27 protein-coding genes are annotated in these 25,813 nt (G+C 62.4%); 14 read left to right on the top strand and 13 right to left on the bottom strand.

Annotated features, from left to right (window positions below):
- Positions 1–106: 106 nt before the first annotated feature.
- Together GSQ73_RS17940 and GSQ73_RS17270 are read right to left on the bottom strand one after the other, a co-directional pair.
- Complete coding sequence (locus GSQ73_RS17940; RefSeq protein ID WP_216844797.1) at positions 107–841, bottom strand: hypothetical protein; 735 nt, start codon at positions 839–841, stop codon at positions 107–109.
- Positions 842–973: 132 nt separating this feature from the next.
- Positions 974–1,585, bottom strand: coding sequence for a rhomboid family intramembrane serine protease (locus GSQ73_RS17270; protein ID WP_158886193.1), 612 nt, complete (start codon positions 1,583–1,585; stop codon positions 974–976).
- A gap of 159 nt (positions 1,586–1,744) precedes the next feature.
- Here GSQ73_RS17270 and GSQ73_RS17265 point away from each other — a divergent pair, with 159 nt between their 5' ends.
- Positions 1,745–2,629 (top strand): PhzF family phenazine biosynthesis protein, encoded by an 885-nt coding sequence (locus GSQ73_RS17265; RefSeq protein ID WP_158886609.1) that lies wholly within the window; start codon positions 1,745–1,747, stop codon positions 2,627–2,629.
- Here GSQ73_RS17265 and GSQ73_RS17260 read toward each other — a convergent pair.
- Complete coding sequence (locus GSQ73_RS17260; RefSeq protein WP_158886191.1) at positions 2,626–3,552, bottom strand: NAD(P)-dependent oxidoreductase; 927 nt, start codon at positions 3,550–3,552, stop codon at positions 2,626–2,628. The genes GSQ73_RS17265 and GSQ73_RS17260 overlap by 4 nt on opposite strands.
- A gap of 116 nt (positions 3,553–3,668) precedes the next feature.
- Positions 3,669–4,847 (bottom strand): NAD(P)/FAD-dependent oxidoreductase, encoded by a 1,179-nt coding sequence (locus GSQ73_RS17255; protein ID WP_158886189.1) that lies wholly within the window; start codon positions 4,845–4,847, stop codon positions 3,669–3,671.
- A 103-nt stretch (positions 4,848–4,950) separates the two neighbouring features.
- Here GSQ73_RS17255 and GSQ73_RS17250 point away from each other — a divergent pair, with 103 nt between their 5' ends.
- Positions 4,951–5,433, top strand: a complete 483-nt coding sequence (locus GSQ73_RS17250; protein ID WP_158886187.1) for a YajQ family cyclic di-GMP-binding protein — start codon at positions 4,951–4,953, stop codon at positions 5,431–5,433.
- Positions 5,434–5,526: 93 nt separating this feature from the next.
- Here GSQ73_RS17250 and GSQ73_RS17245 read toward each other — a convergent pair whose 3' ends face one another.
- The gene (locus GSQ73_RS17245) at positions 5,527–6,195 is read right to left on the bottom strand and encodes an NrsF family protein (protein ID WP_158886185.1); all 669 of its coding nucleotides are present in this window, start codon (positions 6,193–6,195) and stop codon (positions 5,527–5,529) included.
- A 5-nt stretch (positions 6,196–6,200) separates the two neighbouring features.
- Entirely contained in the window at positions 6,201–6,863 is a 663-nt protein-coding gene (locus tag GSQ73_RS17240) for a sigma-70 family RNA polymerase sigma factor (RefSeq protein WP_158886183.1), read from the bottom strand.
- A 133-nt stretch (positions 6,864–6,996) separates the two neighbouring features.
- Here GSQ73_RS17240 and GSQ73_RS17235 point away from each other — a divergent pair, with 133 nt between their 5' ends.
- From GSQ73_RS17235 to GSQ73_RS17210, 6 genes are all read left to right on the top strand, one after another.
- Entirely contained in the window at positions 6,997–8,718 is a 1,722-nt protein-coding gene (locus tag GSQ73_RS17235; protein ID WP_158886181.1) for a cytochrome c biogenesis protein DipZ, read from the top strand.
- Positions 8,719–8,742: 24 nt separating this feature from the next.
- Complete coding sequence (gene msrB / locus GSQ73_RS17230; protein ID WP_158886179.1) at positions 8,743–9,345, top strand: peptide-methionine (R)-S-oxide reductase MsrB; 603 nt, start codon at positions 8,743–8,745, stop codon at positions 9,343–9,345.
- Positions 9,346–9,466: 121 nt separating this feature from the next.
- Positions 9,467–10,315, top strand: a complete 849-nt coding sequence (locus tag GSQ73_RS17225; protein WP_158886177.1) for an SH3 domain-containing protein — start codon at positions 9,467–9,469, stop codon at positions 10,313–10,315.
- A gap of 82 nt (positions 10,316–10,397) precedes the next feature.
- Positions 10,398–10,823, top strand: a complete 426-nt coding sequence (locus GSQ73_RS17220; protein WP_158886175.1) for an FKBP-type peptidyl-prolyl cis-trans isomerase — start codon at positions 10,398–10,400, stop codon at positions 10,821–10,823.
- A 75-nt stretch (positions 10,824–10,898) separates the two neighbouring features.
- Positions 10,899–11,984 carry an aromatic ring-hydroxylating dioxygenase subunit alpha gene (locus GSQ73_RS17215; protein WP_158886173.1) on the top strand — a complete coding sequence of 362 codons (1,086 nt, stop codon included), beginning with the start codon at positions 10,899–10,901 and terminating at the stop codon, positions 11,982–11,984.
- An 88-nt stretch (positions 11,985–12,072) separates the two neighbouring features.
- Positions 12,073–13,578, top strand: a complete 1,506-nt coding sequence (locus GSQ73_RS17210) for a peptidase S10 (protein WP_158886171.1) — start codon at positions 12,073–12,075, stop codon at positions 13,576–13,578.
- A gap of 51 nt (positions 13,579–13,629) precedes the next feature.
- Here GSQ73_RS17210 and egtD read toward each other — a convergent pair whose 3' ends face one another.
- Positions 13,630–14,616, bottom strand: a complete 987-nt coding sequence (egtD, locus tag GSQ73_RS17205; protein ID WP_158886169.1) for an L-histidine N(alpha)-methyltransferase — start codon at positions 14,614–14,616, stop codon at positions 13,630–13,632.
- On the bottom strand, positions 14,613–15,863 hold the full coding sequence (egtB, locus tag GSQ73_RS17200; protein WP_158886167.1) for an ergothioneine biosynthesis protein EgtB: 1,251 nt from the start codon (positions 15,861–15,863) through the stop codon (positions 14,613–14,615). Before egtB ends, egtD begins: the two co-directional genes overlap by 4 nt.
- 217 nt (positions 15,864–16,080) lie before the next feature.
- On the opposite strand from egtB, the gene GSQ73_RS17195 reads away from it, so the two are divergent.
- Positions 16,081–16,509, top strand: coding sequence for a DUF6491 family protein (locus GSQ73_RS17195; protein ID WP_158886165.1), 429 nt, complete (start codon positions 16,081–16,083; stop codon positions 16,507–16,509).
- 67 nt (positions 16,510–16,576) lie between these two features.
- Here GSQ73_RS17195 and GSQ73_RS17190 read toward each other — a convergent pair whose 3' ends face one another.
- From GSQ73_RS17190 to GSQ73_RS17180, 3 genes are all read right to left on the bottom strand, one after another.
- Positions 16,577–17,005, bottom strand: a complete 429-nt coding sequence (locus tag GSQ73_RS17190) for a hypothetical protein (RefSeq protein ID WP_158886163.1) — start codon at positions 17,003–17,005, stop codon at positions 16,577–16,579.
- Positions 17,006–17,066: 61 nt separating this feature from the next.
- Positions 17,067–19,253, bottom strand: a complete 2,187-nt coding sequence (rlmKL, locus tag GSQ73_RS17185) for a bifunctional 23S rRNA (guanine(2069)-N(7))-methyltransferase RlmK/23S rRNA (guanine(2445)-N(2))-methyltransferase RlmL (RefSeq protein ID WP_158886161.1) — start codon at positions 19,251–19,253, stop codon at positions 17,067–17,069.
- The gene (locus tag GSQ73_RS17180) at positions 19,250–19,777 is read right to left on the bottom strand and encodes an alpha/beta hydrolase (RefSeq protein WP_158886159.1); all 528 of its coding nucleotides are present in this window, start codon (positions 19,775–19,777) and stop codon (positions 19,250–19,252) included. Before GSQ73_RS17180 ends, rlmKL begins: the two co-directional genes overlap by 4 nt.
- Positions 19,778–19,865: 88 nt before the next feature.
- On the opposite strand from GSQ73_RS17180, the gene GSQ73_RS17175 reads away from it, so the two are divergent.
- The 5 genes from GSQ73_RS17175 (at position 19,866) to GSQ73_RS17155 (ending at position 23,069) form a co-directional block, all read left to right on the top strand.
- Positions 19,866–20,447 (top strand): N-acetylmuramoyl-L-alanine amidase, encoded by a 582-nt coding sequence (locus GSQ73_RS17175; protein ID WP_158886157.1) that lies wholly within the window; start codon positions 19,866–19,868, stop codon positions 20,445–20,447.
- Positions 20,448–20,480: 33 nt separating this feature from the next.
- Entirely contained in the window at positions 20,481–21,362 is an 882-nt protein-coding gene (locus GSQ73_RS17170) for an acyl-CoA thioesterase II (protein WP_158886155.1), read from the top strand.
- Positions 21,363–21,371: 9 nt separating this feature from the next.
- Positions 21,372–21,755, top strand: coding sequence for a hypothetical protein (locus tag GSQ73_RS17165; protein WP_158886153.1), 384 nt, complete (start codon positions 21,372–21,374; stop codon positions 21,753–21,755).
- A 45-nt stretch (positions 21,756–21,800) separates the two neighbouring features.
- On the top strand, positions 21,801–22,505 hold the full coding sequence (locus GSQ73_RS17160; protein WP_158886151.1) for an arginyltransferase: 705 nt from the start codon (positions 21,801–21,803) through the stop codon (positions 22,503–22,505).
- A 144-nt stretch (positions 22,506–22,649) separates the two neighbouring features.
- The gene (locus tag GSQ73_RS17155; protein ID WP_158886149.1) at positions 22,650–23,069 is read left to right on the top strand and encodes a hypothetical protein; all 420 of its coding nucleotides are present in this window, start codon (positions 22,650–22,652) and stop codon (positions 23,067–23,069) included.
- Between the two features lie 45 nt (positions 23,070–23,114).
- On the opposite strand, the gene GSQ73_RS17150 is transcribed toward GSQ73_RS17155, so the two are convergent.
- Positions 23,115–24,638 carry an FMN-binding glutamate synthase family protein gene (locus GSQ73_RS17150; protein ID WP_158886147.1) on the bottom strand — a complete coding sequence of 508 codons (1,524 nt, stop codon included), beginning with the start codon at positions 24,636–24,638 and terminating at the stop codon, positions 23,115–23,117.
- 72 nt (positions 24,639–24,710) lie between these two features.
- Positions 24,711–25,813: formate-dependent phosphoribosylglycinamide formyltransferase (purT, locus tag GSQ73_RS17145; protein ID WP_158886145.1), on the bottom strand; the 1,103-nt coding region annotated here is incomplete at its 5' end.

Genomic DNA, 25,813 nt, shown 5'->3' with positions numbered 1-25,813 from the left:
ATGCAGCAAAGCTACCGTGCGGCGGTTGAATGCGTACTGAGTTCGCGGCACATGGCCGGGCGGCGTTTACCCGCCAGCCATGTGCCGCGAACGGCGATGTGGCCAATCAGCCCTTGCGCTTGCTTTGCTCACCACGTTGGTGCGCTAGGTTGTGCCCGTAGGCCGCTTCGCTGGACAGACCGGGCGACGTGGCATCGACCGCGTGCGTGTCATCGCCGCCATGCGGAACCGACTCGGCACCCGGCCATGTCGGACCTTGGCGAACGCGCTCCTGCTTCGCTTCGAGCAACGCCTGGATGTGCGCCACGGCTTCTTCCGGGCTGATGTGCTTGATGGGCGCATCGACTGGCAAGCGTGGAGTCGAGGCCTTCTTCCTGCTGGCGGGTGCGGGTTTTGTCGCGACCTTGGGAGCCGCGGACTGCCTGGCAGGTGCCGGACTAGCCGTTATTTTGCGAACGGCTTTTTTGGCGACCGGGCGCTTGGTGGCCACCTTTCGGGTTGTGACTTTTTTGGTCGCGGATGTAACTGACGCCTTTCGAGCTGCCACTTTCTTAATTGCTGTCTTCTTTGCTGTCTTCTTTGCCGCGGCCTTGCGCGGCGAAGCCTTTTTGGCTATCGATTTTTTGGACGCCGACTTCTTGGGTGCAGTTTTCTTGGCGACTGATTTTTTAGCGGTTTTACTTGCGGCCGCCTTCTTCGCCGTTGCCTTGCGCGGAGAGGCCTTGCCCTTGGCGGCGAGCGAGGTCTTCTTTTTCGCCGGCGCTTTCTTTGCTGCTGCTTTTTTCGGTGACGCCTTCTTTGCCGCGGACTTTTTCGCTGCCGACTTGCGGGTCATAGCCATGCGTTCGTTCTCCTGCGGTTGTTCGGTTGATACGAAGCCAGTATGCACGCGTCGATTTCATCGAGCATCAATAACGGCGACGACCATTCAACACGAATTCGCGCAAGCGAATGTGATGATCGCGTGGTGAAATCAGCGCGTGCCCGGATGCGAAAGCGCGTCGAGAAAATACGGCAGCACGCGCGGTTCCACCAGCAAGGTGAATGCAACGCCGTAGGCCGCTCCCCACAAATGCGCGCTGTGGTTGATGTTGCCTTGGCCACGTCGATCCATGTAGATCGAATAACCGGTATAGAGCAGCGCGTAGATGATCGCGGGAATCGGCAGCGCGAAAAACACGTTGATGGTGGACCACGGCGCCAGCAGGATAAAAGCGAAAAGCACCGCCGATACCGCACCGGAAGCACCGAGGCTTCGATAGTTGGGATTCGTGCGGTTCTTCAGGTACGTCGGCAAGATGGAAACCACCAGGCCACCGATGTAGAAAAGCGCAAAACCGAATGTGCCCAGCCGTGCCGAGAAAAATCCTTCCATCGTCCGGCCGAAAAAATACAGCGTGAGCATGTTGAAAAACAGATGACCGAAATCCGCGTGCACGAGGCCGTACGTCACCAGCCGGTGATATTCGCGCTGACGCGCGATGGCCGGGGGCCACAGGATCAAATCGTTCATCAGCCGACCGTTTTTCAACGCCATGAATGAAACGACGCTGGTGATGGCGATGATGATCAGGGTGATCGGCATGAAAGGTTCCACAGAAGCAGGGCAAAGATCGGCATCTTGGCGTCACGCCCTTGCGTTGTCGACTCTCTGCGACATCACGCCTGCGGACATGGATGTCACCCATGCACACGCATGGCTATCATGATGTGCCTTGCGCGGCCGCGCCGCCTCACGGAAATCATCGCCTTGCTCCGCTATCTGCATCTGGACGTCTTTGCCGCCACGCTTGGCGGCGGCAATCATCTTGGCGTCGTGGTCGGCGCGAATGACTGGAACACTGACGACATGCAGCGCTTCGCGCGATGGACGGCGCTGGTCGAAACCACCTTCCTGCTGGCGCCGACCGATCCCAAGGCGAGCTATCGCGTGCGTATCTTCACGCCGCAGAAGGAAATCCCTTTTGCCGGCCATCCGAGCATCGGCAGCGCGCACGCCGCGATGGTCTGCAACCTCGCGCAACCTCACGAGGGCCTGCTCTGGCAGGAATGCGGCGCCGGCGTGTTGCCGATCCGTGTCGAAGGCGATGAGGCCGATCGAGACCTGTTCCTGCGATCGCCGCCCAGTCGCGTCCTGCAAAGGGGACGCGACACGCACCCGCTGCTGGCCGCAGCACTTGAAGGCATATCGTGTGGCCGACTGCCTCCCGCACTCGTCGACGGCGGGCGACGCTGGTGGCTGGCCGAAGTAGCGGACGAAGCGAGCCTGCGTGCGTGGCAACCTGATCACGCGGCGATCGGCGCACTGGCCCGGGCCAGCGACAGCATGGGCTTGTGCGCCTTCGCGCGAAGCGTTGAAGCCGACGACCTGCTCGTGGTGCGCGCCTTTCCCGCTGGCGTCGGCATCGTCGAGGATCCCGCATCCGGCGCGGCCAATGGATCCATCGCAGCCTATATCGCACAAGTCGAACCACACGGATCTCTGGCGCGCGGCTATCGCGTGAGCCAAGGCCGCGAGATCGGACACGATGCGCGACTGGTGGCGCGCATCGAAGGCGACGTCATCTGGATCGGTGGACGCAGCCGCGTGGTGATCGATGGCACGCTCGACTGGACGACGGACGGCTAGTCGTCTTTCGACGTTGTATTCGACGAGGTTTTGGCTGCCGCGTCGCGTTCGTCCAGATGCGCGCGACGCGCAGCGACGGTCGCCAGCGCGGACCAGTCGAGATCGAGATCGCCGGCACCCATTGCCTCGAGCAGGCTGTCGCGCAGCACGCCGGCAAACGGCAACGGCACACGCGCCGATTCGCCCGCGCTCAACGCGAGCCCAATGTCCTTGAAGCCCAGCGGCAACGCAAAACCCGCAGGCTTGAAGCGCTGCTCGGCGATCAGTTTTCCGTAACCCTGATACGCCGGCGAAGCGAACAAGGTGTTGGTCATCACGTCGAGAAAATCCGCGGCGCTGATGCCATAAGCGCGCGTCAATGCCGTCGCTTCGGCCATGCTTTCGATGGCGGAAGCGAGCATGAAATTGCCGGCGATCTTGGCCACGTTTGCACGCTCGGGCGCATCGCCCATCGGCCAGAGTTTGGCGGCCATCGCATCGAGCAATGGACGCACGCGATCGATCGCGGATGCCTTGCCCGCGACCAGGATGTTGAGCTTCGCCGCGGCCGCCGCGTCCGGTCGGCCGAACACGGGCGCGGCGACGTATTCGAGTCCGCGCTTCGCATGTTCTTCGACCAACTCCTTCGCCAGCGCGACCGAGATCGTCGCGTGATTCACGTGCACCGTGCCGCGATCCATTGCATCGAGCAGGCCGCTGTAGAGGATCACCTCGCGCACCGCCTGATCGTTCGCCAGCATGCTGCACAACACTTCGCCCTGCGCCGCGCGATCCACCGTGCGCGCCACCTTGGCACCAAGCGACGCGAGGGGCGCCGCCGCCGCTTCCGAACGATTCCACACGGTGAGTGTGTGACCCGCCGCGACGAGATTGCTGGCCATTGCGCTGCCCATCGCGCCCAGACCGATAAATCCGACTTTCATGTGGTTTCCTCAGAATCGAACAGCGCGCAGTGAAACATGCGGAAGATGCACACGACGCGAAATTGCCGTTGGCCGCGACGATGCGCCGCTGTCGGCAACGAAGCGCTGCATCGTGACTAGATGACTTCGCCCGCCGCCTGCCCCGATGCCCACGCCCACTGGAAGTTGTAGCCGCCAAGCCAACCGGTGACATCAACGACTTCGCCGATGAAGTAAAGGCCCGGCACGAGCTTCGACTGCATAGTGCTCGACGAAAGGCCGTCCGTATCAACGCCACCCAACGTGACTTCGGCCGTGCGATAGCCTTCGCTGCCGCTGGCGACAATCGGCCATGCGTGAAGTTGCGCGCCGATCTGCAGCAGCTCCGCGTCGTGATACTGGCGCATCGGCCGGCTTTCGAACCATTGCTCGCACAGGCGCTGCGCAAGACGTTTCGGCAGTACATCGCCAAGTACCGTTTTCAATTCGGCCGCCGGTCGCGCCACGCGTTGTTCGAGCAACCATTCACCAACGCCGTGATCAGGCAGCAGGTCGATGCGCAGGTCGTCGCCGGCTTGCCAATATGAAGAAATCTGCAGGATCGACGGCCCGCTGATGCCGCGATGCGTGAACAGCATGCCAGCACGAAATGCCTGTTTGCCGACGCGCGTTTCGACCATCGGCAACGCGACGCCCGCGAGATCCTGATAGTGCTCCTGATGTTTTCCGCTCAGCGTCAGCGGCACCAGCCCTGCGCGCGTCGGCAACACGGCGTGGCCGAATTGCCGCGCGATCTCGTAGCCGAAACCGCTGGCGCCCATGCTGGGAATCGACAGGCCGCCGCTGGCGATCACCAGCGATTCGGCGTGCACGTCGCCGCGCGCAGTCGTCACGGTGAAACCTTCCGGCGCCTTGCGTATCCGCTGCACGCCGCAGTCGGTTTCCACGCGAACATTCGCGGCAGCGCACTCGTCCAGCAGCATGCGCACAATCTGTTTCGACGAGTCGTCGCAGAACAACTGGCCGAGTTCCTTCTCGTGATACGCGATGCGATGTTTCTCCACCAGCGCGATGAAATCCGTCGGCGTGTAGCGCGCGAGCGCGGATTTGGCGAAGTGCGGATTGGCGCAGAGATAATTCGCCGGCGTGGCACCTGTGTTGGTGAAATTGCAGCGGCCACCGCCGGACATCAGGATTTTCTTGCCAACTTTGTTGGCGTGATCGACCAACAACACGCGACGACCACGCTGTCCTGCGGCGATCGCGCACATCAGCCCTGCGGCGCCGGCTCCGATGATCAACGCGTCCACTTTCATTCTGCCATCGCCTTCGTCCCGTGGTCGTGCCGCGCGGCATTATCACCTGCTCTGCCGCATGGCATCGCTTACACTGGTGCACCGTTCGCCATGAGCCGCCGCCATGCCCTCCTTTGACGTGATCTCCGAAGTCGACAAGCACGAGCTGACCAACGCCGTCGACCAGGCCAACCGCGAGCTGGGGAATCGCTTCGACTTCAAGGGACAGGACGCGTCGTATGCGCTGGACGATTTCGTGATTACCCAGACTGCACCGAGCGAATTTCAGTTGCAGCAGATGCTGGACATCCTGCGTGGCCGGCTGGTCGCGCGGAAGATCGACGTGCGTGCGCTCGATGTCGGCGATCCCGACACGAACCTCGGCGGTTCGCGCCAGAAGATCACCGTCAAGCAGGGCATCGAACAACCGGTGGCGAAGAAACTGATTGCTTCGCTGAAGGAAGCCAAGCTGAAGGTCGAGGCACAGATCAACGGCGACAAGCTGCGCATCACCGGCAAAAAGCGTGATGACCTGCAGGATGCGATGGCGATATTGCGCAAGTCCGAAGTCGAGCTGCCGCTGCAGTTCGACAACTTCCGCGACTGAATTTCCACGCTGCCACTCCGTTGTACGAGCGCACCCTGTGCGCGATGCTCCGATGCCGTTTGGTGCGAACAGCATCGCGCACAGGGTGCGCTCCTACGCGAGCGGAATTTCGGCCTTCGACAGCAGCCGGCCGCCCATCGCTGCGTTGGCGGCGATCACCAGCACGACGGCCAGCGCATGCGTGAGTAGATCGGTCGCCGCTGCATCGTAGGAATGGCAGATTTCCAGCAGGCTCGCCGAGGCTGCCGCGCTGGCCAGCCCGATCATCACCGCGGTGAGCACGGGCCGCACCGGATAGGCGCGACGCAGCAGCACGATCAGCAGTACGGACAGCGGCACCGACAGGCTGACGATGAAGACCAGGCAATCCGCCGATTGATGCATGCCCGCGATCTGCGTGCCCGGCGCAACCCAGTCGCGTAGGCAGCCCATGCCGCTGGCGCCGATCCACAACAGTGCGCCGGGCACCGGCAACCACGCCCACGACGCGCGACGCCCGGGAACGCCAAGTGAAAATGCAACCCACGCCGCACTGATCGCAGTGAGCACTGCACCGACACCAGCCCAACCGAGATCCGGCGTGCCGGCGAAGCGACGCAGCATGCCGCCGATACCGAAATGCATGACCAGTAGACCCGCGATGATCGCCACGACCAGCAGCCACGCGGCTGCGCGCATCCACGGCGGCAGCAGTCGACGCACCGGCACCAGGTCGGTGCCGAGCCGGTCGATCAAAGCCTCATGAGGTCGTGGCGCGGACATGGCGATCAGGGTTCTCCTTGGAAACGTTCGCGCAGTGATTTGAGCGCGCGATGCAGGTTCACTTTCAGTGCGCCGCTCTTGCGGCCGGTGAGTTCTTCGGCCTCCTGCAGTGAATGCTCCTGCAGGCCCAGTTGTTCGACAGCCTCGCGCTGGCCCGGCGGCAATTCGGCAATCGCCGCGCGCAGGTGTTGCGCGCGCTGCCCCAGTTCGGTGGCTGCGCTGGCGTCGTCCACATCGGCATGGCGTTCGACCGCGAACTCGTCGTGCACTTCGCGGCTGTCACGTCGGCCGCGGCTGCGCAGCGCATCGATCGCACGGCGACTGGCGATCGCGCTCAGCCAGGCATCGTACGAGCGCGCAGGGTCATACGTATGTCGCACGCGATGCACGGTGATCAGCGTCTCCTGCACCACATCGTCCAGATGATCGACCGCGACGCCCTGACGCCGCGCGGCGATACGGATCAACGCGATCGAATCGGCCAGCAGCTTTTCGTACGCGCGCCGATCGCCGGCTTGCGCCGCAGCCATCCACGCTGCCCGTCGCCGGTCGGGCGATTCGCTTTCATCGTTGGCGGCGGCATCGGACACGTGCGAGATGGGACAAACCCGGAAGGAAAGTCTGCTATCTACACCCATGAAGCCGTTGGCGGTCAAGGTTTGCGGCATGCTTGTCTCTTGTTCGACTCCCCTGCTTGTTCGCCGCATCCTTCTTGGCGGTTACGTCGTAAATGCAACATGCGAACGTAACCGGCGCGCATGCGGCGACGAATAACCTCGCAAACCCTCACGGAACATCGTCATGCTCGTGCTGATCCTTGCCTATCTCGGTGGTGTGCTCACCATCCTCAGTCCCTGCATCCTGCCGGTACTGCCGTTCGTGTTCGCCCGCTCCGACCGGCCCTTCATGCGCAACGGCCTGCCGATGCTGCTGGGCATGGCGGTGACCTTCGCCGGCGTCGCCACGCTGGCTGCACTCGGCGGCGGCTGGGCGGTGCACGCAAATCAGTACGGCCGCTACGTGGCGATGGTGGTACTGGCCTTCCTCGGGCTCACCTTGCTGTCGACGCATCTGGCGGAATGGATCAGCCGTCCATTCGTCGCACTGGGCAATCGCCTGTCGCAGCGCTCCGCGGGCGAAGGCGAATCAGTCTGGGGTGCGGTCGGCCTCGGTGTCGCCACCGGCCTGTTGTGGGCGCCATGCGCGGGGCCGATTCTCGGCTTGCTGCTCACCGGTGCGGCGTTGAATGGCGCCAGCGTGCAAACCACCGTGTTGCTGCTGTCGTACGCCGCCGGCGCTGCCACTTCGCTCGGTCTCGCCCTGCTGATCGGCGGCAAGGTGTTCGGCCTGATGAAACGCTCGCTGGGTGCAGGCGAATGGGTGCGTCGCACGCTCGGCGTGCTGGTGCTCGCTGGCGTGGTTGCCATCGCGCTGGGCCTCGACACCGGTGTGCTCACGCGCGTGTCGCTGGCAAGCACCGGCAGCATCGAACAAAAGCTCATCAACGCCGTGCGTCCGCCGCCGAAACCCGAGCCGGTGCTGAAGGCCGGCGCGCCGTTGCCGGTGGAAGGACACATCCCGTCGCTTGCCGGCGCCACGCAGTGGATCAACAGCGCGCCGCTGACGCGCGAGTCGTTAAACGGCAAGGTGGTGCTGGTCGATTTCTGGACTTACTCCTGCATCAATTGCCTGCGCTCGCTGCCGTATGTGCGCGGCTGGGCCGACAAGTACAAGGATCACGGCCTGGTGGTGATCGGCGTGCACGCGCCGGAGTTCGCGTTCGAAAAAGAGCCGGCCAACGTGATCAAGGCGGTGAAGGATCTGGGCGTCGATTATCCGGTCGCGCTCGATAACGACTATGCGATCTGGCAAGGCTTCAACAATCAGTACTGGCCGGCGCATTACTTCATCGACACGAAGGGCGATATCCGCAGCCATCATTACGGCGAAGGCGACTATCAACATAGCGAGGACGTGATCCGCCAACTGCTGACCGAGGCCGGGCAGAAAAACCTGCCGGGCGGTTATGTCGGCGCTGCCGATCAAGGCGTGGAAGCCGCCGCATCGAACGACGCCACGCGTTCGCCGGAAACCTACGTCGGCTACGCCCGTGCGCAGAATTACGTCGGCACCAAAGTCGAGCGCAACGACGCGATCGACTACCACGCGCCAGCCGCGATGGTCGCCAATCAGTGGTCGCTCGATGGTCACTGGAATGTGCACGCCGAAAACGCGCAGCTGGAAAAAGCCGGCGGCCGCATTGTGTACCGCTTCCGCGGTCGCGATTTGCACTTGGTGCTGGGGCCGGGCAATGACAACAAGCCGATTCGTTTCCGCGTGACCATCGACGGCAAGCCACCAGGCGCCGATCACGGCATGGACACCGACGCCGATGGCAACGGCAGCGTCACCACGCAGCGGCTATATCAACTCGTGCGTCAGGCCAGCGGCAGCGGCGAACGATTGTTCACCATCGAATTCCTTGATCCGGATGTGGGGGCTTACGCCTTCACCTTCGGCTGATCCACGAAACCTGAGGAGATCATCATGTCCCGTATCGAAGAAACCATTGCCATGGATCGCCGTCGCTTCATGCGCGCCGCGATCGGCGGCGGCGCCCTGCTCGCGCTGGGCGGCAGCGTGTTGCTGCCGAAGTTGTTCGCCGCCGAAAACATGCCGGTCGGAAAACCCGGCAATGTGCTGCTGGAAATCTATGGCGACGACGGCCGCGACCTCGGTGCGAAACAGGTGCCCAAACTGGTGCTCACGGATGCACAGTGGCAGCAGCGGTTGTCGCCGGCGTCGTACGAGGTGATGCGTCGCGACGGCACCGAGCGCGCCTTCAGCGGCGACCATGAAAAGCCGGGCCAGCCGGGCATTTTCCGCTGCGCCGCGTGCGCCACCGCGTTGTATGACGCGGCTACCGAATTCGATTCCGGCACCGGCTGGCCGAGCTATTGGAAGCCGATCGCGGCGCGTAACGTGATCCAGAACCGCGACAGCAGTTTCGGCATGGACCGCACCGCGATCAATTGCGCTGGCTGCGACAGCCATCTCGGGCACGTGTTCGATGACGGCCCACGACCGACCGGCCTGCGTTACTGCATGAACTCGGTGGCGCTGAAATTCGTGCCACGCACGACCAGCTGACCCCAGTTTCCAAGGCAAAGGCGACAGCGAACGACGTCATCACGAACCGCGGCGCATAATGCCGCGGTCCACTGCGCTGGCAGTGAGGACGATGGCTTCTTCACCCGCTGGAGAACGATGCATGAAACGTCTGGTCTTGTACTGCCTTGCCTCATTGTCCTTCGCGCTACCCGCCCTTGCCTTCGCGGCGGATGCGTACGTCACCGGCAACGTCAACATGCGTGCCGGCCCCGACACGAGTTATCCGCTGATCGATCAGGTTCCCGCCGGCTCCGATGTCGACGTGCAAGGTTGCACGCAGGGCTGGGAATGGTGCGATGTGATTTCCGCCAACAACCGCGGTTGGGTGGCCGGCAACTACATCGAATACAACTACCAGAACCAGTCGGTGCTGCTGCCCTCTTACGGTTCGCAGATCGGCATTCCGATCGTCTCGTTCGTGATTGGCACGTACTGGGACAACTACTATCGCAACCGGCCGTTCTACCGTCAGCGCGCCACGTGGTATCGCCGGCCTTACGTGCGTCGCCCGCCGCCAAGGCCGTTGCCGCATCCGGTTCGGCCCGGTCGTCCGGGACGCCCTGGCATGCCGGGAGGTCCTGGCAATCGTCCCGGTCACTTGGGTCCTGTCGGACCAGGACAAGGGCTTCGCCCGACACCGGGCAATCGGCCAAATCCCGGCCGTCCGTCGCAGGGCAACCGGCCACAGCGTCCCGGTGGCCAGCGCCCCAATCCGGGCCAGGGTCCGAGACCGAATCCGGGTCAAGGTCCACGACCTAATCCCGGCAATGCGGGACGTCCCGGCGGTAGTAGTCAGCGTCCTCCGATGCAGCGTCCCTCGCCTGGAGCTCGTCCAGCGCCTGCGGGTCGACCTTCCGGCCAGCGTCCAGGTGGTGGCGGCAATCGTCCGCCGGCAAAAGCTGGAAACGGCGGCAAGTCCGGTGACAAGAAAGACGATCGCGGCCACTGATCGATAGCGATGAACCGGCGGCGGGGCGAATGTTTTCGTCCCGCCGTCTGCTTGAACGACTTTGCAGATCGCGGGAATCCGGATGCGCCAGTTTTTTCTTTCGCTTATCGCCATGACGGCCCTGATGGCCGGCGCATCGCGCGCCGTTGCCGCCGATGGGCTGACACAACTGGTGGCGACCGATCAACAGATCGGCAGCGGCAGCGTTGCCCGTGAAGGTTCGCAGGTGGAGCTCAACTACACCGGCTGGCTCTACGACGAAAACGCGAAGGATCACCACGGAAGGAAGATCGACAGCTCGTTCGATCACGGCCAGACGATCACCTTTGTTGTCGGCGAGCGGCAAGTCATCGCCGGCTGGGACAAAGGCGTCCGCGGCATGCACGTGGGCGGTAAGCGCACGCTGTTGATACCGGCAAATCTCGGTTACGGCGCGCGTGCCGTGGGCGATCTTGTGCCACCACATTCCCCGCTGGTATTCGACATCGAGCTGGTCAGCGTCCACTAGTCTCTCCGCAACGGGCCTTTCCGTCGCACGCCGTGCGTTCGATACTTCGGCATTCGCAACGACTGGCGCCGGCCCATGGCTGAACTGTTTTCTCCGGACGTGCTCGCATCGCAACCGCTCGATCACGCGCTTGCGTTGCCCGCGCGCTATTACACGGATCCGCGCATGCCGGCGCTGGATGCCGCGGCCGTGTTCGGGCACAGCTGGCAACTGGTATGTCATCGATCGCAACTCGATGGCGTGGGCGATCACGTGGTCACCGCGATCGCGGGTTTGCCATTGCTGGTCGTGCGCAGCGACGAGCAGACAATCCGCGCATTCCACAATGTCTGCCGCCATCGTGCGGGGCCCATTACGAGCTGCGATGGACGCGGTGCCACGGCGTTGCGTTGCCGCTATCACGGCTGGACCTACGGACTTGATGGCGTGTTGCGCGGCGCGCCTGAAATGGGCCGCACGCCCGACTTCGATCCGGCCACGATTCGTCTGCCGGAAGTTCGCGTGCAGGTGTGGCAGGGACTGGTGTTCGTCGCCACGCACGAGGCGCCGCCGTTCGACGAATTCGTCGCCGGCATCGACGCACGGCTGGGGCCGGATCGTTCGCTTGCCGGTTTCGAATTCCATCATCGCGCGAGCTATGACGTGGCATGCAACTGGAAGGTTTACGTCGACAACTATCTCGAGGGCTACCACGTGCCACACATCCATCCGGGATTGAACAGCCTGCTGGATTACCGCAGCTACATCACCGAGACGGCCGCGTGGTATTCGTTCCAGTTCAGCCCGCTGGAAAGCGGTGACGATCTCTACGGCAGCGGCGAAGCGCTGTACTACTTCCTCTACCCGAACGCGATGCTCAACATCCTGCCGGGAAGATTGCAGACCAACCGCGTGTTGCCGCTGGGCGTGGATCGCTGCCGCGTCGAATTCGATTTCTATTACGCGCCCGACACAAGCGACGCTAGTCAGGCGCGACGTGTCCGCGACCTCGCCTTCAGTGACGAGGTGCAGCTGGAAGACGTGACGATGTGCGAAGACGTGCAGCGCGGCCTCGCCTCCGGATCATACGAAGCCGGGCGGCTGAACCCGTTGCGCGAAAACGCCGTGCATCATTTCCACGAACTGCTGCGCATGACCTACCGCGAACATCCTGGCGCCTGACGCCAGCGCGATGTCCCATGCCTTTATGCACGCTCCCTGCGAGAGGCGCCCCGTTAACCTTGGCTTTTTCGCCCGCGAGGAACGATCCGTGCGCAAGACCCTGCAAACCGTTTTGATGACTGCGCTCACGTTGGTCGTCTTCGACACATCGACCTTCGCTGCCGACAAGCACAAACCCGAATCGCCGCAGGAAGTGGCGAACAGTGCCGGTTTTCATCTGCCGGCATTTCCTGCCGAAGCGCACGTATCGCAATCCATCGCCGTCAATGGAAAGACGCTCAAGTACACCGCGTCGGTCGGCTCGTTGCCGGTACGCGACGACAAGGGCAACGTGATTGGCGAAGTGGTTTTCACCGCCTACACGATGCCCGGCAAGGATCGCCCGGTAACGTTCGCGGTCAACGGCGGACCAGGCGCGTCGTCGGTGTATCTGAACTTAGGCGCGATCGGCCCGAAGAAAGTAAACTTCGGCGTGGAGGGTGATCATCCTTCGGACCCGGCGACGCTGCACGACAATCCGGGCACGTGGCTGGGCTTCACCGATCTGGTGTTCATCGACCCGGTCGGTACCGGTTTCAGCCGCGCGGTGGTGGACGACAAGGAAGCGACAAAACAGTTCTACAGCACCGACAACGACATCAAGTATCTCTCGCGCATCGTCTACGACTGGCTGGTGAAGAACGGTCGCATGACATCGCGCAAGTATCTCGCCGGTGAAAGTTACGGCGGCTTTCGCGGGCCGCGCATCACGGACTATTTGCAGACCCAGCTCGGCGTCGCGATGAACGGCGTGGTGCTGCTTTCGCCGTATCTCGATGCAGCGGCATCCGACGACGAGAACGTGTCGCCGCTGCCGTGGATGCTGACGTTGCCGTCGATCGCTGCAGCGCATCTCGAGCGCGAACATCGTTTGACGCCAGAAGCGATGGCTTCGGTGATCGCCTATACGCGCGGCGAATACGCCACCGATTTGATGAAGGGACGTTCCGATCCGCAAGCTGCCAATCGCGTGGTGACCAAAGTCACCGAAATGACCGGACTCGATCCGCTGTTCGTGAAGCGCTCGGGCGGACGTTTGGAAACGCAAGCGTATCTGCGCGAGGTCTATCGTGCCGAAGGCAAGCTTGGCAGCCGCTACGACTCGAACGTGACCGCGTGGGATCCGTTCCCGTTCGCACCACATCAGGAAACAGGCGACCCGATTCTCAATGGCATCATCGCGCCCACCACCAGCGCGATGGTCAACTTTGTCACGCAGACGGTTGGCTGGAAGGTCGAGGCCCGCTACAACGCATTGAGCTACGACGTGAGCCGCATGTGGCACGAGGACGATGACGCAAATCAGGGTTCGGTATCGCAACTGCGCGAATCGGTGGCAAACGATCCGGGCTTGCGCATACTGATCGCGCACGGCTGGGACGATCTGTCGTGCCCGTTCATGGCATCAGTACTGATCGTCGACCAGATGCCTGCGATGGGCGACCCGACCCGCGTGCAGGTGAAGGAATACGCCGGTGGGCACATGTTCTACGCACGGCAGGACAGTCAGGCCGCACTGACCGCCGACGTGAAGGCGCTGTACGACGCGAGGTGATGGCGTGAGGGCGACGACGTAATGTTGCCGCCGTAGTTGCCTGGATGCGAATCAGCGCGCGACGGTACTGGCGCGCACAAGATATTGCACGCTGAACATCTGCTCGGGATCAGTCCACACGCGCAGAACCGCGAGGCCCGCCTTCGCCGAGAGCGCAGCGAAGTCTTCCATCGAATACTTGCAGCTGTATTCGACCTGGATCGCTTCGTCGTCGCGGAACGCAACGCTGGCGCGGCCGATCTTCACCTGCTGCGCGCGACGACTGACGATATGCGTTTCGATGCGCCCGGCCATCGGGTTGTAATGCGCGCGATGCGCAAAAGCGGACACATCGAAATTGCTGCCGATCTCGCGATTCAAGCGAGTCAGCATGTTGAGCGTGAACTCCGCCGTGACGCCGGCTGCATCGTTGTACGCCGCTTCGATCACCGACGGATCTTTCTTCAGATCCACGCCGATCAGGATGCCGCCGGCGTCGCCCATCTCGTTGCGCATCTTGCGCAACAGCACGGCGGCCTCGCGACTCTCGAAATTGCCGATCGTCGAACCCGGGAAATACAACACGGTACGACGCGGCGCACGCGGTGAAATCGGGAATCGCAACGGCTTGCTGAAATCCGCGCACAACGGCTGCATCGGCAACTGCGGAAATTCGCGCGACAAGCGCTCGACACTTTGCCGCAACGGTTCCGGCGAAATCTCCACTGGCACGTACGCCACCGGCGCATGCAGATGCCGCAACAGCATGCGCGTCTTGCGGGCATTGCCGCTGCCATATTCCACCAAGCGCACATCACTGCCGAGCACGTCGGCAATGCTTTCCGCGTGCTGCGCCATCAAGGCGATCTCGCAGCGCGTGAGGTAATACTCCGGCTGCTCGCAGATCAGATCGAACAGATCCGAGCCGCGTTCGTCGTAGAACATCCACGACGGCAGGCGCTTGGGTTTCAGTGCCAGCCCGTGCTGCGCCACTTCGAGCAATTCGTTGACGGGTGGCCGGCGATCATCGTCGCGGAGGCCGGAAACTTGAGCGTTCATCGATCGTATCCGAGTCTCACGCCGGCAAATTGCCAGCGCGCTTGGGGTGGAAAGAAATTGCGATAACTGGCGCGCAGATGCTGTCGCGGCGTGACGCAGGAACCGCCGCGCAATACCCACTGACCATTCATGAATTTGCCGTTGTATTCGCCGAGCGAGCCCGGCAGCGGACGAAAACCCGGATAGCTGACATAGGGCGATGCCGTCCATTCCCACACGTCGCCATACATCTGACGCAAGCCGTCGTTGTTCGCAGCGGCGAGTGGATGACAGCGTCGCGCGTCCTGAAGATTTCCATCGATCTCGATGCCCTGCGCCGCCGATTCCCATTCGGCTTCCGTCGGCAGGCGCGCACTGGCCCAACGTGCGAACGCGTCCGCTTCGAAATAGCTCAGGTGACACACCGGCTCGTCGAGCTGGATATCGCGCACGCCGGCGAGCGTGAACTCGCTCTGCAGATCGTCCTGCCAATAGATTGGTCGATCCCAAGCCTCGCGTTGCACGGTCGCCCATCCATCGGACAGCCACAGTGCGGGTTCGCGGTAACCGCCTTCGCGCACGAACGCCATGTATTCCGCATTCGTCGTCAAACGGTCCGCCAGCGCATGCGGCTGCAACAACGTGCGATGGCGCGGCGTTTCGTTGTCGAATGCAAAGCCTTCGCCGCGATGACCGATTTCCACCACGCCATCGCGACCGTTGATCGGGCGGACGGACTTCGGCGCAGCATTCGTCGATACAGGAATTGCGGCACCGTAGGACGGCTGCAGCGGGTTGCACCAGAACGCGTGCTTGATGTCGGTGAGCAACAATTCCTGATGCTGCTGTTCGTGTTCCAGTCCGAGCTCGACCAGTTCGACCAATTCCGGATCGTCGTCGGTGGCGAGCAACTCGTTCACCGCGTCGTCGATGTAATGCCGGTAGTCGCGCACTTCATCGAGCGATGGCCGCGACAGCAGACCGCGATGCGGACGCGCGTGCATGGGGCCGACCGATTGATAGTACGAGTTGAACAGGTACAACCACGCCGCATCGCGCGGGCGATAAGCCGGGTTGCGCGCGAGCACGAACTGTTCGAAGAACCAACTGGTGTGCGCCAGATGCCACTTGCCCGGGCTGGCGTCGGGCATCGATTGCACCAGCATGTCTTCGGCGCTCAGGCCGGCGCATAAATCCAGCGTGCGCTGTCTTACCTGGCGAAAAAGCGAGGACATGCGCCCGTGCAGCGAATGTTGCGCGATGGACATCACGCTGTCCCCTTCACCGCGACCGCGCAGGGAATTTTTTGGAGCACGTGAGGGGCGATTCGGAAAGCACACATAGCCAAAAGCATGACCGGCTAACTGTTCATATCTTGTGATATCGACGCGCGGATGAATTCACTTCAGTGGCGTTCCGTGGCACTGGTCATGGCGCGGCTTGCGTGATCGAATTGATCGGTCCACACAACCCGTAAGGTGCGTCATGAAAACCATCGCCATTGCCATGCTGCTTGTTCTGTCGACCGGGACCGCCAGCGCGCTGAGAGCCTCGGATGGGCCCGTTCCTCATGCACCACTTCGCAATGCGGATTGCATCGATACCAGCCAGATCAATGACTGGCACATCGTCAGCGATCGCACCGCCATCGTGCGTACCGGACCCAAGCGGTATCTCGTGACGCTGCAGAGCTCGTGTCCGCAATTGAGTCATCCGCCCGGTCTGATTTTTCATAGCCGATCGAACGCGATGGCCGATCAGGGAAAAATTTGCGGCGGCATCGGAGAAACGGTGTACACGCGCGGTCAGCCCGCGTGCGCCATCCAGTCGGTGAGCATCATCGACAAGGCTCGCTTCGACCAGCTCACCTCAGATGCCAAGCGCTACAAAGGCGGGAACGCGCCAGCGCATTGATTGGTCGATGAGTAGAACAAAAAAAGCCCGGCAATCGCCGGGCTTTTTCTTTCACACTTTACGCAGCTCAGTTGCCGTCGTAGCCATCGTCGCGGATGTACTGCGTCTGCGATGGATCGTCGTACACCGTGGTGCGTGTCTCGACGACGCGGCGCTGAACCACCGGCGGGCCATCCTGATACACCACACCCGGCTGGCTGTAGACCACCGGCGGGCCACCGTAATAGACCGGTGCCGGACGGAAGGCATCAGCCACCAGGCCGACCACCGCGCCAGTCACCAGCGCACCGGCGATCCAGCGACCGCCACTCCAGTGTCCGCCGCGGTAATAACCACCGTGGTAACCGCCGTGATATCCACCATGGTAGCCACCACCGTGGTAGCCGCCGTGGCCGCCCCAGCCGTTTGCCGACGCACTGAGTGGCATGACCACCGCAGCTGCGACAGCCAGACCGATGGCCGCCAATTTGCCCGCACCGCTGAAACGTTTGTTCATGATTTTTCTCCGTTGTGCAGTGCCATGCTCGGCCGGAGACGCTTAATGTGCACTGAAGGGTTCACTTTTTAATTCTTGCCGTGTCCCAGGGGTTGATCCCGGCATCAGCCTTGCGTCGACGGAGCAGCCAGCAGCCGTGAATATCGGTGCGCCGCGCGAAGTCGAACGGGATGCTCGGTGTGGTCCATTCCTCGATGTCGAAACGTGTTTCAAGCTCGGTTCGGTCCAGCTTGAAGCGCCGGAAATTATTCGAAAACACGATGACGCCGTCGCGCGTCAGACGCTCGTTGCAGGCATCGAGCAGCTTGACGTGATCGCGTTGTACATCGAAATCATCCGCGCGTTTTGAATTGGAAAACGTCGGCGGATCGACAAAGATCAATCCGTAGTGCCCGCGATCGCGCTGCAGGAATTCGAGCGTATCGAATTGCATGAGGCGATGACTCGGGCCGCTAAAACCGTTCAACGCGAGATTGCGCGACGCCCATTCGAGATAGGTTGCCGACAGATCCACGCTGGTGGTTTCGAGCGCGCCGCCGTCGGCCGCGTACACGCTGGCCGTGGCGGTATAGGCAAACAGGTTGAGGAAACATTTTCCCTCGGCGAGTTCGCGCACTTTCGCGCGCACGGCGCGGTGATCCAGAAACAATCCGGTGTCGAGATAGTCAGTGAGGTTGACCAGGAATTTTAGTCCACCTTCTTCCACCTCGACGAATTCGCCACGTTGATCGAGCTGGCCATATTTGGAACCGCCCTTGCCGCGCTCGCGCGTTTTCAGTGCAATACGTTCGCGCGGCACGCCGAGCACATCGCCCGCCACGCGCGCGATTTCGCGCAGGCGCAATCGCGCGATGTCGGCAGGCACATCGGCAGGTGCGCGATATTCCTGGATGTGCAGGTGATCGTTGCCGTGCGTATCACCGTAGACGTCGATCGCAGCAGCGTATTCGGGCAAGTCCTGGTCGTAGGCACGCCAGCAATGGATGTCTTCGCGCGTTAATCGCTTGCGCAGATGGCGAACGTTTTTCTCCAGCCGGTTCTTCAGCATCTGCGCGCCGGCGGACAGAGGCTTCGGATCGCGCGGTGTTTCGTCGCGCTGCTTCAGGTCGAAAGTGAGCAGCACGGTTTCGAGCGCACCGTTGTAAAGCGCATAGCGCTTGTCGGCATGCAGTTGCATGGCGCGACCGAGCTCCACATCGCCCGCCAGCACCGCAGCGCGCCAGCCGGTGAACTGCGCGCGCAAGGTGTCGCCAAGCACGCGGTAAAGCTGCGGCATCTCGGCACGTTCGCCGAGCCGTTCGCCATACGGCGGGTTGGTGATGACCAGGCCGTACCCGACGCCGGCAGGCGGCGCGGCATGCCTCACATCCTGCCTGTCTAGCGTGAAGAAGCCGGACACACCCGCCTCCTGGGCATTGCGTTTGGCCGTCTGAACCATGCGCGGATCCGCATCGCTGCCGAAGAACACGCTGCGCAAACCGCGCAAGCCGGTTTCGGCGCGCTGGTTTGCTTCGTCCAGCAGTCCTTTCCACAACGCGATGTCGTGTTGTTGCCAGCCGAGGAAGCCGAAATATTCGCGACGAAGACCGGGTGCCACGTCGGCAGCCATCAACGCACCTTCGATTAGCAAGGTGCCCGAACCACACATCGGATCGAGCAACGCACCGCCCGCGACGTAAACCTCCGGCCAGCGCGCGCGCAGCAGCATCGCGGCCGCGAGGTTCTCCTTCAACGGCGCCTCGCCCTGCACTTCCCTCCAGCCGCGGCGATGCAGCGGCGAGCCCGCCAGATCCAGCGACAACGTGGCGCGATCGCGACGCAGGCGCAGGTTGATGCGCAAGTCCGGCTCGTCGGTGTCGATGCCCGGGCGGTTGCCGTCGCGCTGGCGGAACTGGTCGACCACCGCGTCCTTTACGCGCAAGCCGATGTACTGGCTGTGCGTGAGCTTGCTCATCGCCGTGCCGGCATCCACCGCGAACGTGGCATGCGGCGCCAGATGCTGACTCCAGTCAATGTCCTGCACCCCGCGATACAGCGCGTCATCGTCGGACGCATCGAACTCGGCCAGAGGGAGCAGAATCCTGCTCGCCAACCGCGACCACAGACACGCGCGATAAGCGGTTTCGAGCGTGCCGGAAAAATGCGCACCAGCCATCGCTTCACGCACATCGACCGCACCCATTGCGAGCAATTCGTCACGCAACAAATATTCGAGACCCTTGGGACAAGTGGCGAAGTAATGGCTCATGCGGTTGTCGCCCATCGATCGAGCATCAGTCGAAACTGAGCGGTGATTGTGTCCATGCTCGCCAGCAGGCGATGGTCGTCATCTAGGATCAGCAACGGCAATTTGCGTTGCGCTGCGAACGACTGCACGCTCACCAAGGGGCAGACATCGTCGTTCCATCCATGCACCAGCATCGTCGGCACGTCACGGCGCAAGTCGAACGCGTTTGCGTAACCGGGAATGGCGCTTGGTGTCGCCAGCAACAACAGGCCGGCCACCGATACATCGAGTGATACCAAACCGGAAACGAATGCGCCCATGCTCGATCCCACCAGCAGTGGTGGCATATCCGTTGCGTCGATTGACGCGCGCAGGCGCGCCATACGTGGTGCGATACAGCTCGCGTAGCCGTGCGCATCGTCGTCACGGTAATCCGGTCGATGCGTGCGCCAGCCGAGCGATTCGGCAAGCGCAGCCAATGTGCTGACCTTGGTGGCATCGGGGCTGGAGTCCGAACCGTGCGAAAGAATGATCTGGCCGCGCATGGCGGTCTCCGTGACACTGCAAAAAGCAAGGCCGCCATGGTAACAGGCGACGTTTCCGGCTCGCCCTGACGCGTGCGAGACTGAGCGAATGCCGCCGATCATCCACGACCAACCGCTGCCCTACATCGACCAGTTGCCCGAACGCGCCGCGAGTGCGGTGGAGCTGGTGGTGATCCATTGCACGGAGCTTCCGGATATGGCGATGGCGCGCGAATACGGCGAGCGTCCGCTGCACCCCAACGGCACCGGCAATTGCGGCCACTACTACGTCGATCGCGATGGCACGCTGGTTCGCTATGTTCCCGGCACGCGCGTGGCTAACCATGTGCGCGGACACAACCCGAAGTCGATCGGCATCGAGCTGGTGAACCTCGGCCGCTATCCGCATTGGTGGGATTCGCATCACCAGCAGATGAGCGAACCTTATCCTGACGTGCAGATCGACGCGTTGCGTTTCCTGCTCGGCCGGTTGCGCGAAGAATTTCCCAATCTGCAGAACATCGCCGGGCATGAAGACCTGGACATCGCGATGATGCCCGCCACCGATGATGCGGCCCTCGAGATCCGTCGCAAGCTCGATCCCGGCGTGATGTTTCCGTGGCCGCGCGTGCTGGCCGACAGTGGCCTGCGACGCGTTGGCACGCTGGATTCCGGGCAGCCACCACTATAATTGCGGCTTCGCCTTCACCACGAGTTTTTCTTCATGCCGCCCAACCATGTGACCGAGCTGGTCGAGCTGCTGCACCTCGAACGGCTGGAGGACAACCTGTTTCGCGGTCAGAGCCGTGACATTGGCACACGCTTCGTGTTCGGCGGGCAGGTGCTCGGGCAAGCGCTGGCAGCGGCGCAGGAAACGGTGGAACCGATCCGCGAGGCGCATTCGCTGCACGCGTATTTTCTTCGCGCCGGCGACATCGATGCACCGATCGTCTATAGCGTGGAGCGCACGCGTGATGGCGGTTCGTTCTCGGCGCGGCGCGTGGTGGCGATCCAGCACGGGCAGCCCATCCTCAACGGTTCCATTTCGTTCCAGGTACCCGAGCACGGCGTGGAACATCAGACCTCGATGCCCGAAGTGCCCGCACCCGAAGACATCGATCCGCTGCCTCCCTTGCCGCCGGACGAACTGGCGCGACTGCCGGTGAAACTTCAGCGCTGGCTCGGCATCGACGGACCGTTCGAGTTTCGCCAGGTTTGGCCGCGCGACGAGCGCCATCCGGCCAAACGCCCGCCGATCCAGCACATCTGGTTCAAGCTCACGTCGCCGATCAGCGATGCGGCGATTCTTCATCGCGCGCTGCTTGCATATGCCTCGGATTTCCATCTCATCGGCACGGCCACTTTGCCGCACGGCATTTCGTATCTCACGCACAACGTGCAGATGGCGAGCCTTGATCACGCGCTGTGGTTCCACCGTCCGTTCCGCGTCGACGAATGGCTGCTGTATTCCTTCGACAGCCCGACGGCGCAAGGCGGTCGCGGCCTCGCGCGTGGGCAAATCTTCAGCCGCGATGGACGTTTGGTGGCATCCACCGCGCAGGAAGGCCTGATCCGTCTGCGCCAGCCGCAAGATCAGGCCGGGTAGAATCCACGCATGCGCCAGATCTATACCTCGCCCCGCCAGGAAAACATCGACACCGTGGTCGCCTTGATGGCCGAACACGGCATCGAAGCCACCGTGGCCAATCGTTCGAACTACAACCGTCCGACCTGGCAGCGTTTCAGTTACACGCAGCGGCAGGATCGCGACAGCTGGCCGCAGGTGTGGATCACCAGCGCGGAGGATTACGCCAAGTCGCGCGCGCTGCTGAAGGAGATCGGCATCGAGCCGGTGATTCGCTTCAGCGAGGAGCTCGCAGCCGCGCGCAATCCTTCACCGGTCAACCAGCGCGATCGCACGGTGGCGCGCGTGCGGCGCATCGTGCTGCTGGCCGTGCTGGCGGTCATCGTGTTGCTGCGCTTTACGCACGTGATCTGACATTGCGTTGACGTCGTGCCCGCCGCCCGGGCATAGAATCGAACCATGCGCTCCGATCCTGTCCGGCTGTTCCAGACCTTGCCTCATGCATGCGGCTACTACGCCGATCGCACGGCGCAAAATCTGGTCATCGACCCCGCCGCACCGCAACTCGACCAGCTCTACGGCGCAGCGCTCGAACGCGGATTTCGCCGCGCTGGTGGTCATCTGTATCTTCCGCACTGCCTGCAGTGTCACGCGTGCACGCCGTGCCGCGTCGATGTGGCGAACTTCGAGCCGGATCGTTCGCAACGCCGCTGCATGATACGCAATGCCGACCTCGTGGTCAGCGAATCGATCCCGGGTTACAACCGCGAACGTCACGGTCTTTACGAACGCTACCTGCAACATCGCCATCCCGGCGGAGGCATGGACGATGCGGAGGCCAGCGATTTCCGGCGCTTCCTCACCGCGCCGTGGAGCCCCACGCTGTTCCTCGAAATACGCCAGGCTGATCGGCTGCTGGCGCTGGCCGTTACCGATATCTGCCTCACCGGTGTTTCAGCCGTCTATACGTTTTTCGATCCCGCCGAAACGTCGCGTGGTCTTGGCACGTTCGCGATCCTGCAGCAGGTGGAACTGGCAAGACGTCGCGGCATTCCATGGCTGTATCTGGGCTTCTGGATCGATGGTCACCCGAAGATGGATTACAAGCGGCGATTCAGGCCGCTGCAAATTCGAGCCGCCCAAGGCTGGCACTCGCTGCCTTGAGGGCGTGGCGAGTGGAGCGACCGCAAGTGCAAGTACAAACTTCCATCTTGTTACACTTGAAAGTCAGCTCAGGGGACAAACGCTCGAAAGAGCCATCAAAGAACGCCCTGCACATGCACGGCTTTACAACAAGGAAGATGACCCATGACTGTTCGCACCACACTGTTCTTGCCGCTCGCACTGGCCATTGCCCTGGTGGGCTGCAACAAGACCGATCAGGCCGCACCAGCCGCCCCTGTGGCAGCCAGCACTGCAGTCGCACCTGCCGCTACTTCGACCGCCTCGGCCAATAGTGCTTCACCTGCAATGGCACCGGTTGCAGCCGCGGCCGATAGCGTCGGCGTTGCCGAGTGCGACGATTACATTGCCAAGGTTCGCGCCTGCGTTGCCAGCAAGGTGCCTGAAGCACAACGCTCGCAAATGGAGTCGGCGTTCAAGGCACAGAGCGACGCCTTCAGGCAGGCTGCCGCCAACCCGCAGGCCAAGGCCATGCTGGCCACGCAGTGCAAGGCAGCGATGGACCAGGCCAAGACCGCCTATGCCGCCTACGGTTGCTCGATGTAATTGGCGAAACATGATGCGTCGTCCGCCGCATACGTGGGCGACGCATCACCCGGCTGGCTCGGCGATTTTGGCTGCCACCGGATTGGGATAAAGTTTTTCCAGCGGAATCGACAGCCCGTCCTCGCCCACCACGCGGCAATGCCGGCGATTGAGTTGGCGTGGTTCGCTCACGCCGCAGCTGTGCGCGATGATGCCGACTTCGTGCATCACGTTGGTTGCGTAGTGATACACGCGCTCGCTCTTGTCGCCGACCACCAGGCCGCGCTGAAGCTTGGGGTTCTGCGTGGTGATGCCAGTCGGGCATGTATTGCGATTGCACTGCAGCGACTGGATGCAGCCGAGCGCAAGCATGAAACCACGTGCGGAATTGACGAAGTCTGCGCCGATCGACAATGCCCACGCCACGTCATACGCAGTGATGCATTTGCCCGAGCAAATCACTTTGACGCGCTCGCGCAAGCCCTTGATCACCAGCATGTCGAGTACGGCCGGCAACGCTTCGTGCAGCGGCAGGCCGACGCCTTCCATCAGAGTTTGCGGTGCCGCGCCGGTGCCGCCTTCGGAACCATCGACGATGATGAAATCCGGTGCGCTGCGCATGCCGCGCCTGGCGATTTCGTCGCACATCTCGGCGATCCATTCGACCCCGCCGAACACCGCCTTGAAACCGGTCGGCTTGCCGGTGAGTTCGCGGATGTGTTCTACCGAATCGAGCAATTCGTGCACGTTACCTATATCGAGATGACGGTTCGGACTCTGCGAATCCTCGCCCACCGGAATGCCGCGGATCGCGGCAATTTCCGCGGTGACCTTGGCACCGGGCAGCAGCCCGCCCATGCCGGGCTTTGCGCCTTGCCCGAGCTTGATGCTGACCATCTTGACCTGCGTGTGCGCGCAGATCGCCAGCAGCTTGTCGTCGTCGAGTTTGCCCTCGGGCGTGCGAACGCCGTACTTGGCCGTGCCGATTTCGAAAACGATGTCGCAGCCGCCTTCGAGGTGATACGGCGCCAACCCGCCTTCGCCGGTATCCATCCAGATGCCGGCCTTCGCCGCGCCGCGCGACAGCGCGCGCACGGCCGGCGCCGACAGCGCGCCGAAACTCATCGCGGAGATGTTGAAGAACGGGGCGTGGCTGTAAGGCTCGCGCGCATACGGCCCGATCGTTACCGGCACCGGCTCGACATGATCCATGCCCAGATCCGGAAACGGCGCGTTGACGAAAAACGGCACGCCCTCGCCACGCAGGTCGCGGCTGGAACCGAACGCATTGGTGTTGTCGGCATTCTTGGCGGCGCGGTAGACCCAGGTGCGCTGCGCACGATTGAAAGGCATTTCTTCGCGATCGCTGGAATAGAGATACTGGCGAAAGAATTCACCCAGATGCAGAAACCAGTATCGAAAGTGACCGATGACCGGGAAATTTCGCAACACCGAATTAGCCGTCTGATTTCGATCGACCAGCCAGGTCACCAGTACTACCACGACGAGCAGAACCAGCAGCAGCAGAGAAAACGCCACGCCGAGTTCGACGACCACCACCATCCAGCGCGCAAATCCCGAAGGTTCCATCTTTCTGCTTCCTGTTGATCGTCGTTGTTGTCCAGGCTAGGTCGTCACGCCCGGCATCGGTGTCGCGTCTGCCTAGAGTTCGATGCGCAACGCGCGTGCAGCGCGAATCGCCTTCGCCACCGCCGCCTCGACGTTGTCGGCGCGCGCCAGTGTCACTGCCATGCGCCGACGACCGCTCACCGCGGGTTTGCCGAAGATGCGCAATTGCGTGTCCGTTTCGGCGAGCGCCTCGGCCACATGGTGATAGCGCGGCGCGGTGCCTTCGCCTTCGACCAGCACGGCGCACGACGCAGATGGTCCGTATTGCTGGATGGCCGGAACTGGCAGACCGAGAATGGCGCGTGCGTGCAGCGCGAATTCGGAAAGGTCCTGCGAGATCAGCGTGACCAGGCCCGTGTCATGCGGTCGCGGACTCACTTCGGAAAAAATCACCGCATCACCCTTCACGAAAAATTCCACGCCGAACACCCCCCAGCCACCGAGCGCGCCTGTGATCGCACTCGCTTGTCGCTGCGCTTCGGCCATGGCGGCGTCGCTCATCGGCTGTGGCTGCCAGGATTCGCGATAGTCGCCGTCTTCCTGGCGATGGCCGATCGGCGCGCAGAAACTCACGCCATTCACGTGTCGAACGGTGAGCAAGGTGATCTCGTAATCGAAATCGACGAAACCCTCGACGATCGCACGACCTTTGCCCGCGCGTCCGCCGGACTGCGCGTAATCCCACGCGTCCTGCAAACCATCGGCGTCACGCACCACGCTCTGGCCTTTGCCGGACGAACTCATCAACGGTTTGATCACGAACGGAAAACCGATGGCGTCGGCTGCTTCGCGGTACTGAGTTTCGCTGTCGCAGAAACGGTAATTAGACGTCGGCAGTTTCAACTCTTCCGCTGCCAACCGCCGGATACCTTCGCGATCCATCGTCAGCCACGCGGCGCGTGCGGTCGGAATCACGCGCAAGCCTTCGAGTTCCATTTCGATCAGCGTCGGCGTGTGGATCGCTTCGATTTCCGGCACCACCAAGTCGGGTTTTTCCAATTCGATCAGCGCGCGCAACGCCGTGCCGTCGAGCATGTCGATGACGTGGCTGCGATGGGCCACCTGCATGGCCGGCGCGTGCGCGTAACGATCCACCGCGATCACCTCGACCGCATAACGCTGTAGCTCGATCGCCA

Source organism: Rhodanobacter sp. L36 (genome assembly GCF_009765755.1).
In the GTDB taxonomy this organism is placed as follows: Bacteria; Pseudomonadota; Gammaproteobacteria; order Xanthomonadales; family Rhodanobacteraceae; genus Rhodanobacter.
The sequence above is the reverse complement of the archived record's forward strand: the minus strand, read 5'-3'. Positions and strand labels throughout refer to the sequence as shown.

Coding starts and splice junctions, on each gene's coding strand:
- GSQ73_RS17190 (WP_158886163.1), bottom strand. CDS start 17,005: ATGAACAAACGTTTCAGCGGTGCGGGCAAATTGGCGGCCATCGGTCTG.
- GSQ73_RS17165 (WP_158886153.1), top strand. CDS start 21,372: ATGCGCCAGATCTATACCTCGCCCCGCCAGGAAAACATCGACACCGTG.
- GSQ73_RS17270 (WP_158886193.1), bottom strand. CDS start 1,585: ATGCCGATCACCCTGATCATCATCGCCATCACCAGCGTCGTTTCATTC.
- GSQ73_RS17155 (WP_158886149.1), top strand. CDS start 22,650: ATGACTGTTCGCACCACACTGTTCTTGCCGCTCGCACTGGCCATTGCC.
- GSQ73_RS17175 (WP_158886157.1), top strand. CDS start 19,866: ATGCCGCCGATCATCCACGACCAACCGCTGCCCTACATCGACCAGTTG.
- GSQ73_RS17170 (WP_158886155.1), top strand. CDS start 20,481: ATGCCGCCCAACCATGTGACCGAGCTGGTCGAGCTGCTGCACCTCGAA.
- GSQ73_RS17215 (WP_158886173.1), top strand. CDS start 10,899: ATGGCTGAACTGTTTTCTCCGGACGTGCTCGCATCGCAACCGCTCGAT.
- GSQ73_RS17255 (WP_158886189.1), bottom strand. CDS start 4,847: ATGAAAGTGGACGCGTTGATCATCGGAGCCGGCGCCGCAGGGCTGATG.
- GSQ73_RS17250 (WP_158886187.1), top strand. CDS start 4,951: ATGCCCTCCTTTGACGTGATCTCCGAAGTCGACAAGCACGAGCTGACC.
- egtB (WP_158886167.1), bottom strand. CDS start 15,863: ATGTCCATCGCGCAACATTCGCTGCACGGGCGCATGTCCTCGCTTTTT.
- GSQ73_RS17245 (WP_158886185.1), bottom strand. CDS start 6,195: ATGTCCGCGCCACGACCTCATGAGGCTTTGATCGACCGGCTCGGCACC.
- GSQ73_RS17225 (WP_158886177.1), top strand. CDS start 9,467: ATGAAACGTCTGGTCTTGTACTGCCTTGCCTCATTGTCCTTCGCGCTA.
- msrB (WP_158886179.1), top strand. CDS start 8,743: ATGTCCCGTATCGAAGAAACCATTGCCATGGATCGCCGTCGCTTCATG.
- GSQ73_RS17940 (WP_216844797.1), bottom strand. CDS start 841: ATGGCTATGACCCGCAAGTCGGCAGCGAAAAAGTCCGCGGCAAAGAAG.
- GSQ73_RS17260 (WP_158886191.1), bottom strand. CDS start 3,552: ATGAAAGTCGGATTTATCGGTCTGGGCGCGATGGGCAGCGCAATGGCC.
- GSQ73_RS17180 (WP_158886159.1), bottom strand. CDS start 19,777: ATGCGCGGCCAGATCATTCTTTCGCACGGTTCGGACTCCAGCCCCGAT.
- GSQ73_RS17240 (WP_158886183.1), bottom strand. CDS start 6,863: ATGCCGCAAACCTTGACCGCCAACGGCTTCATGGGTGTAGATAGCAGA.
- egtD (WP_158886169.1), bottom strand. CDS start 14,616: ATGAACGCTCAAGTTTCCGGCCTCCGCGACGATGATCGCCGGCCACCC.
- GSQ73_RS17235 (WP_158886181.1), top strand. CDS start 6,997: ATGCTCGTGCTGATCCTTGCCTATCTCGGTGGTGTGCTCACCATCCTC.
- rlmKL (WP_158886161.1), bottom strand. CDS start 19,253: ATGAGCCATTACTTCGCCACTTGTCCCAAGGGTCTCGAATATTTGTTG.
- GSQ73_RS17195 (WP_158886165.1), top strand. CDS start 16,081: ATGAAAACCATCGCCATTGCCATGCTGCTTGTTCTGTCGACCGGGACC.
- GSQ73_RS17220 (WP_158886175.1), top strand. CDS start 10,398: ATGCGCCAGTTTTTTCTTTCGCTTATCGCCATGACGGCCCTGATGGCC.
- GSQ73_RS17150 (WP_158886147.1), bottom strand. CDS start 24,638: ATGGAACCTTCGGGATTTGCGCGCTGGATGGTGGTGGTCGTCGAACTC.
- GSQ73_RS17160 (WP_158886151.1), top strand. CDS start 21,801: ATGCGCTCCGATCCTGTCCGGCTGTTCCAGACCTTGCCTCATGCATGC.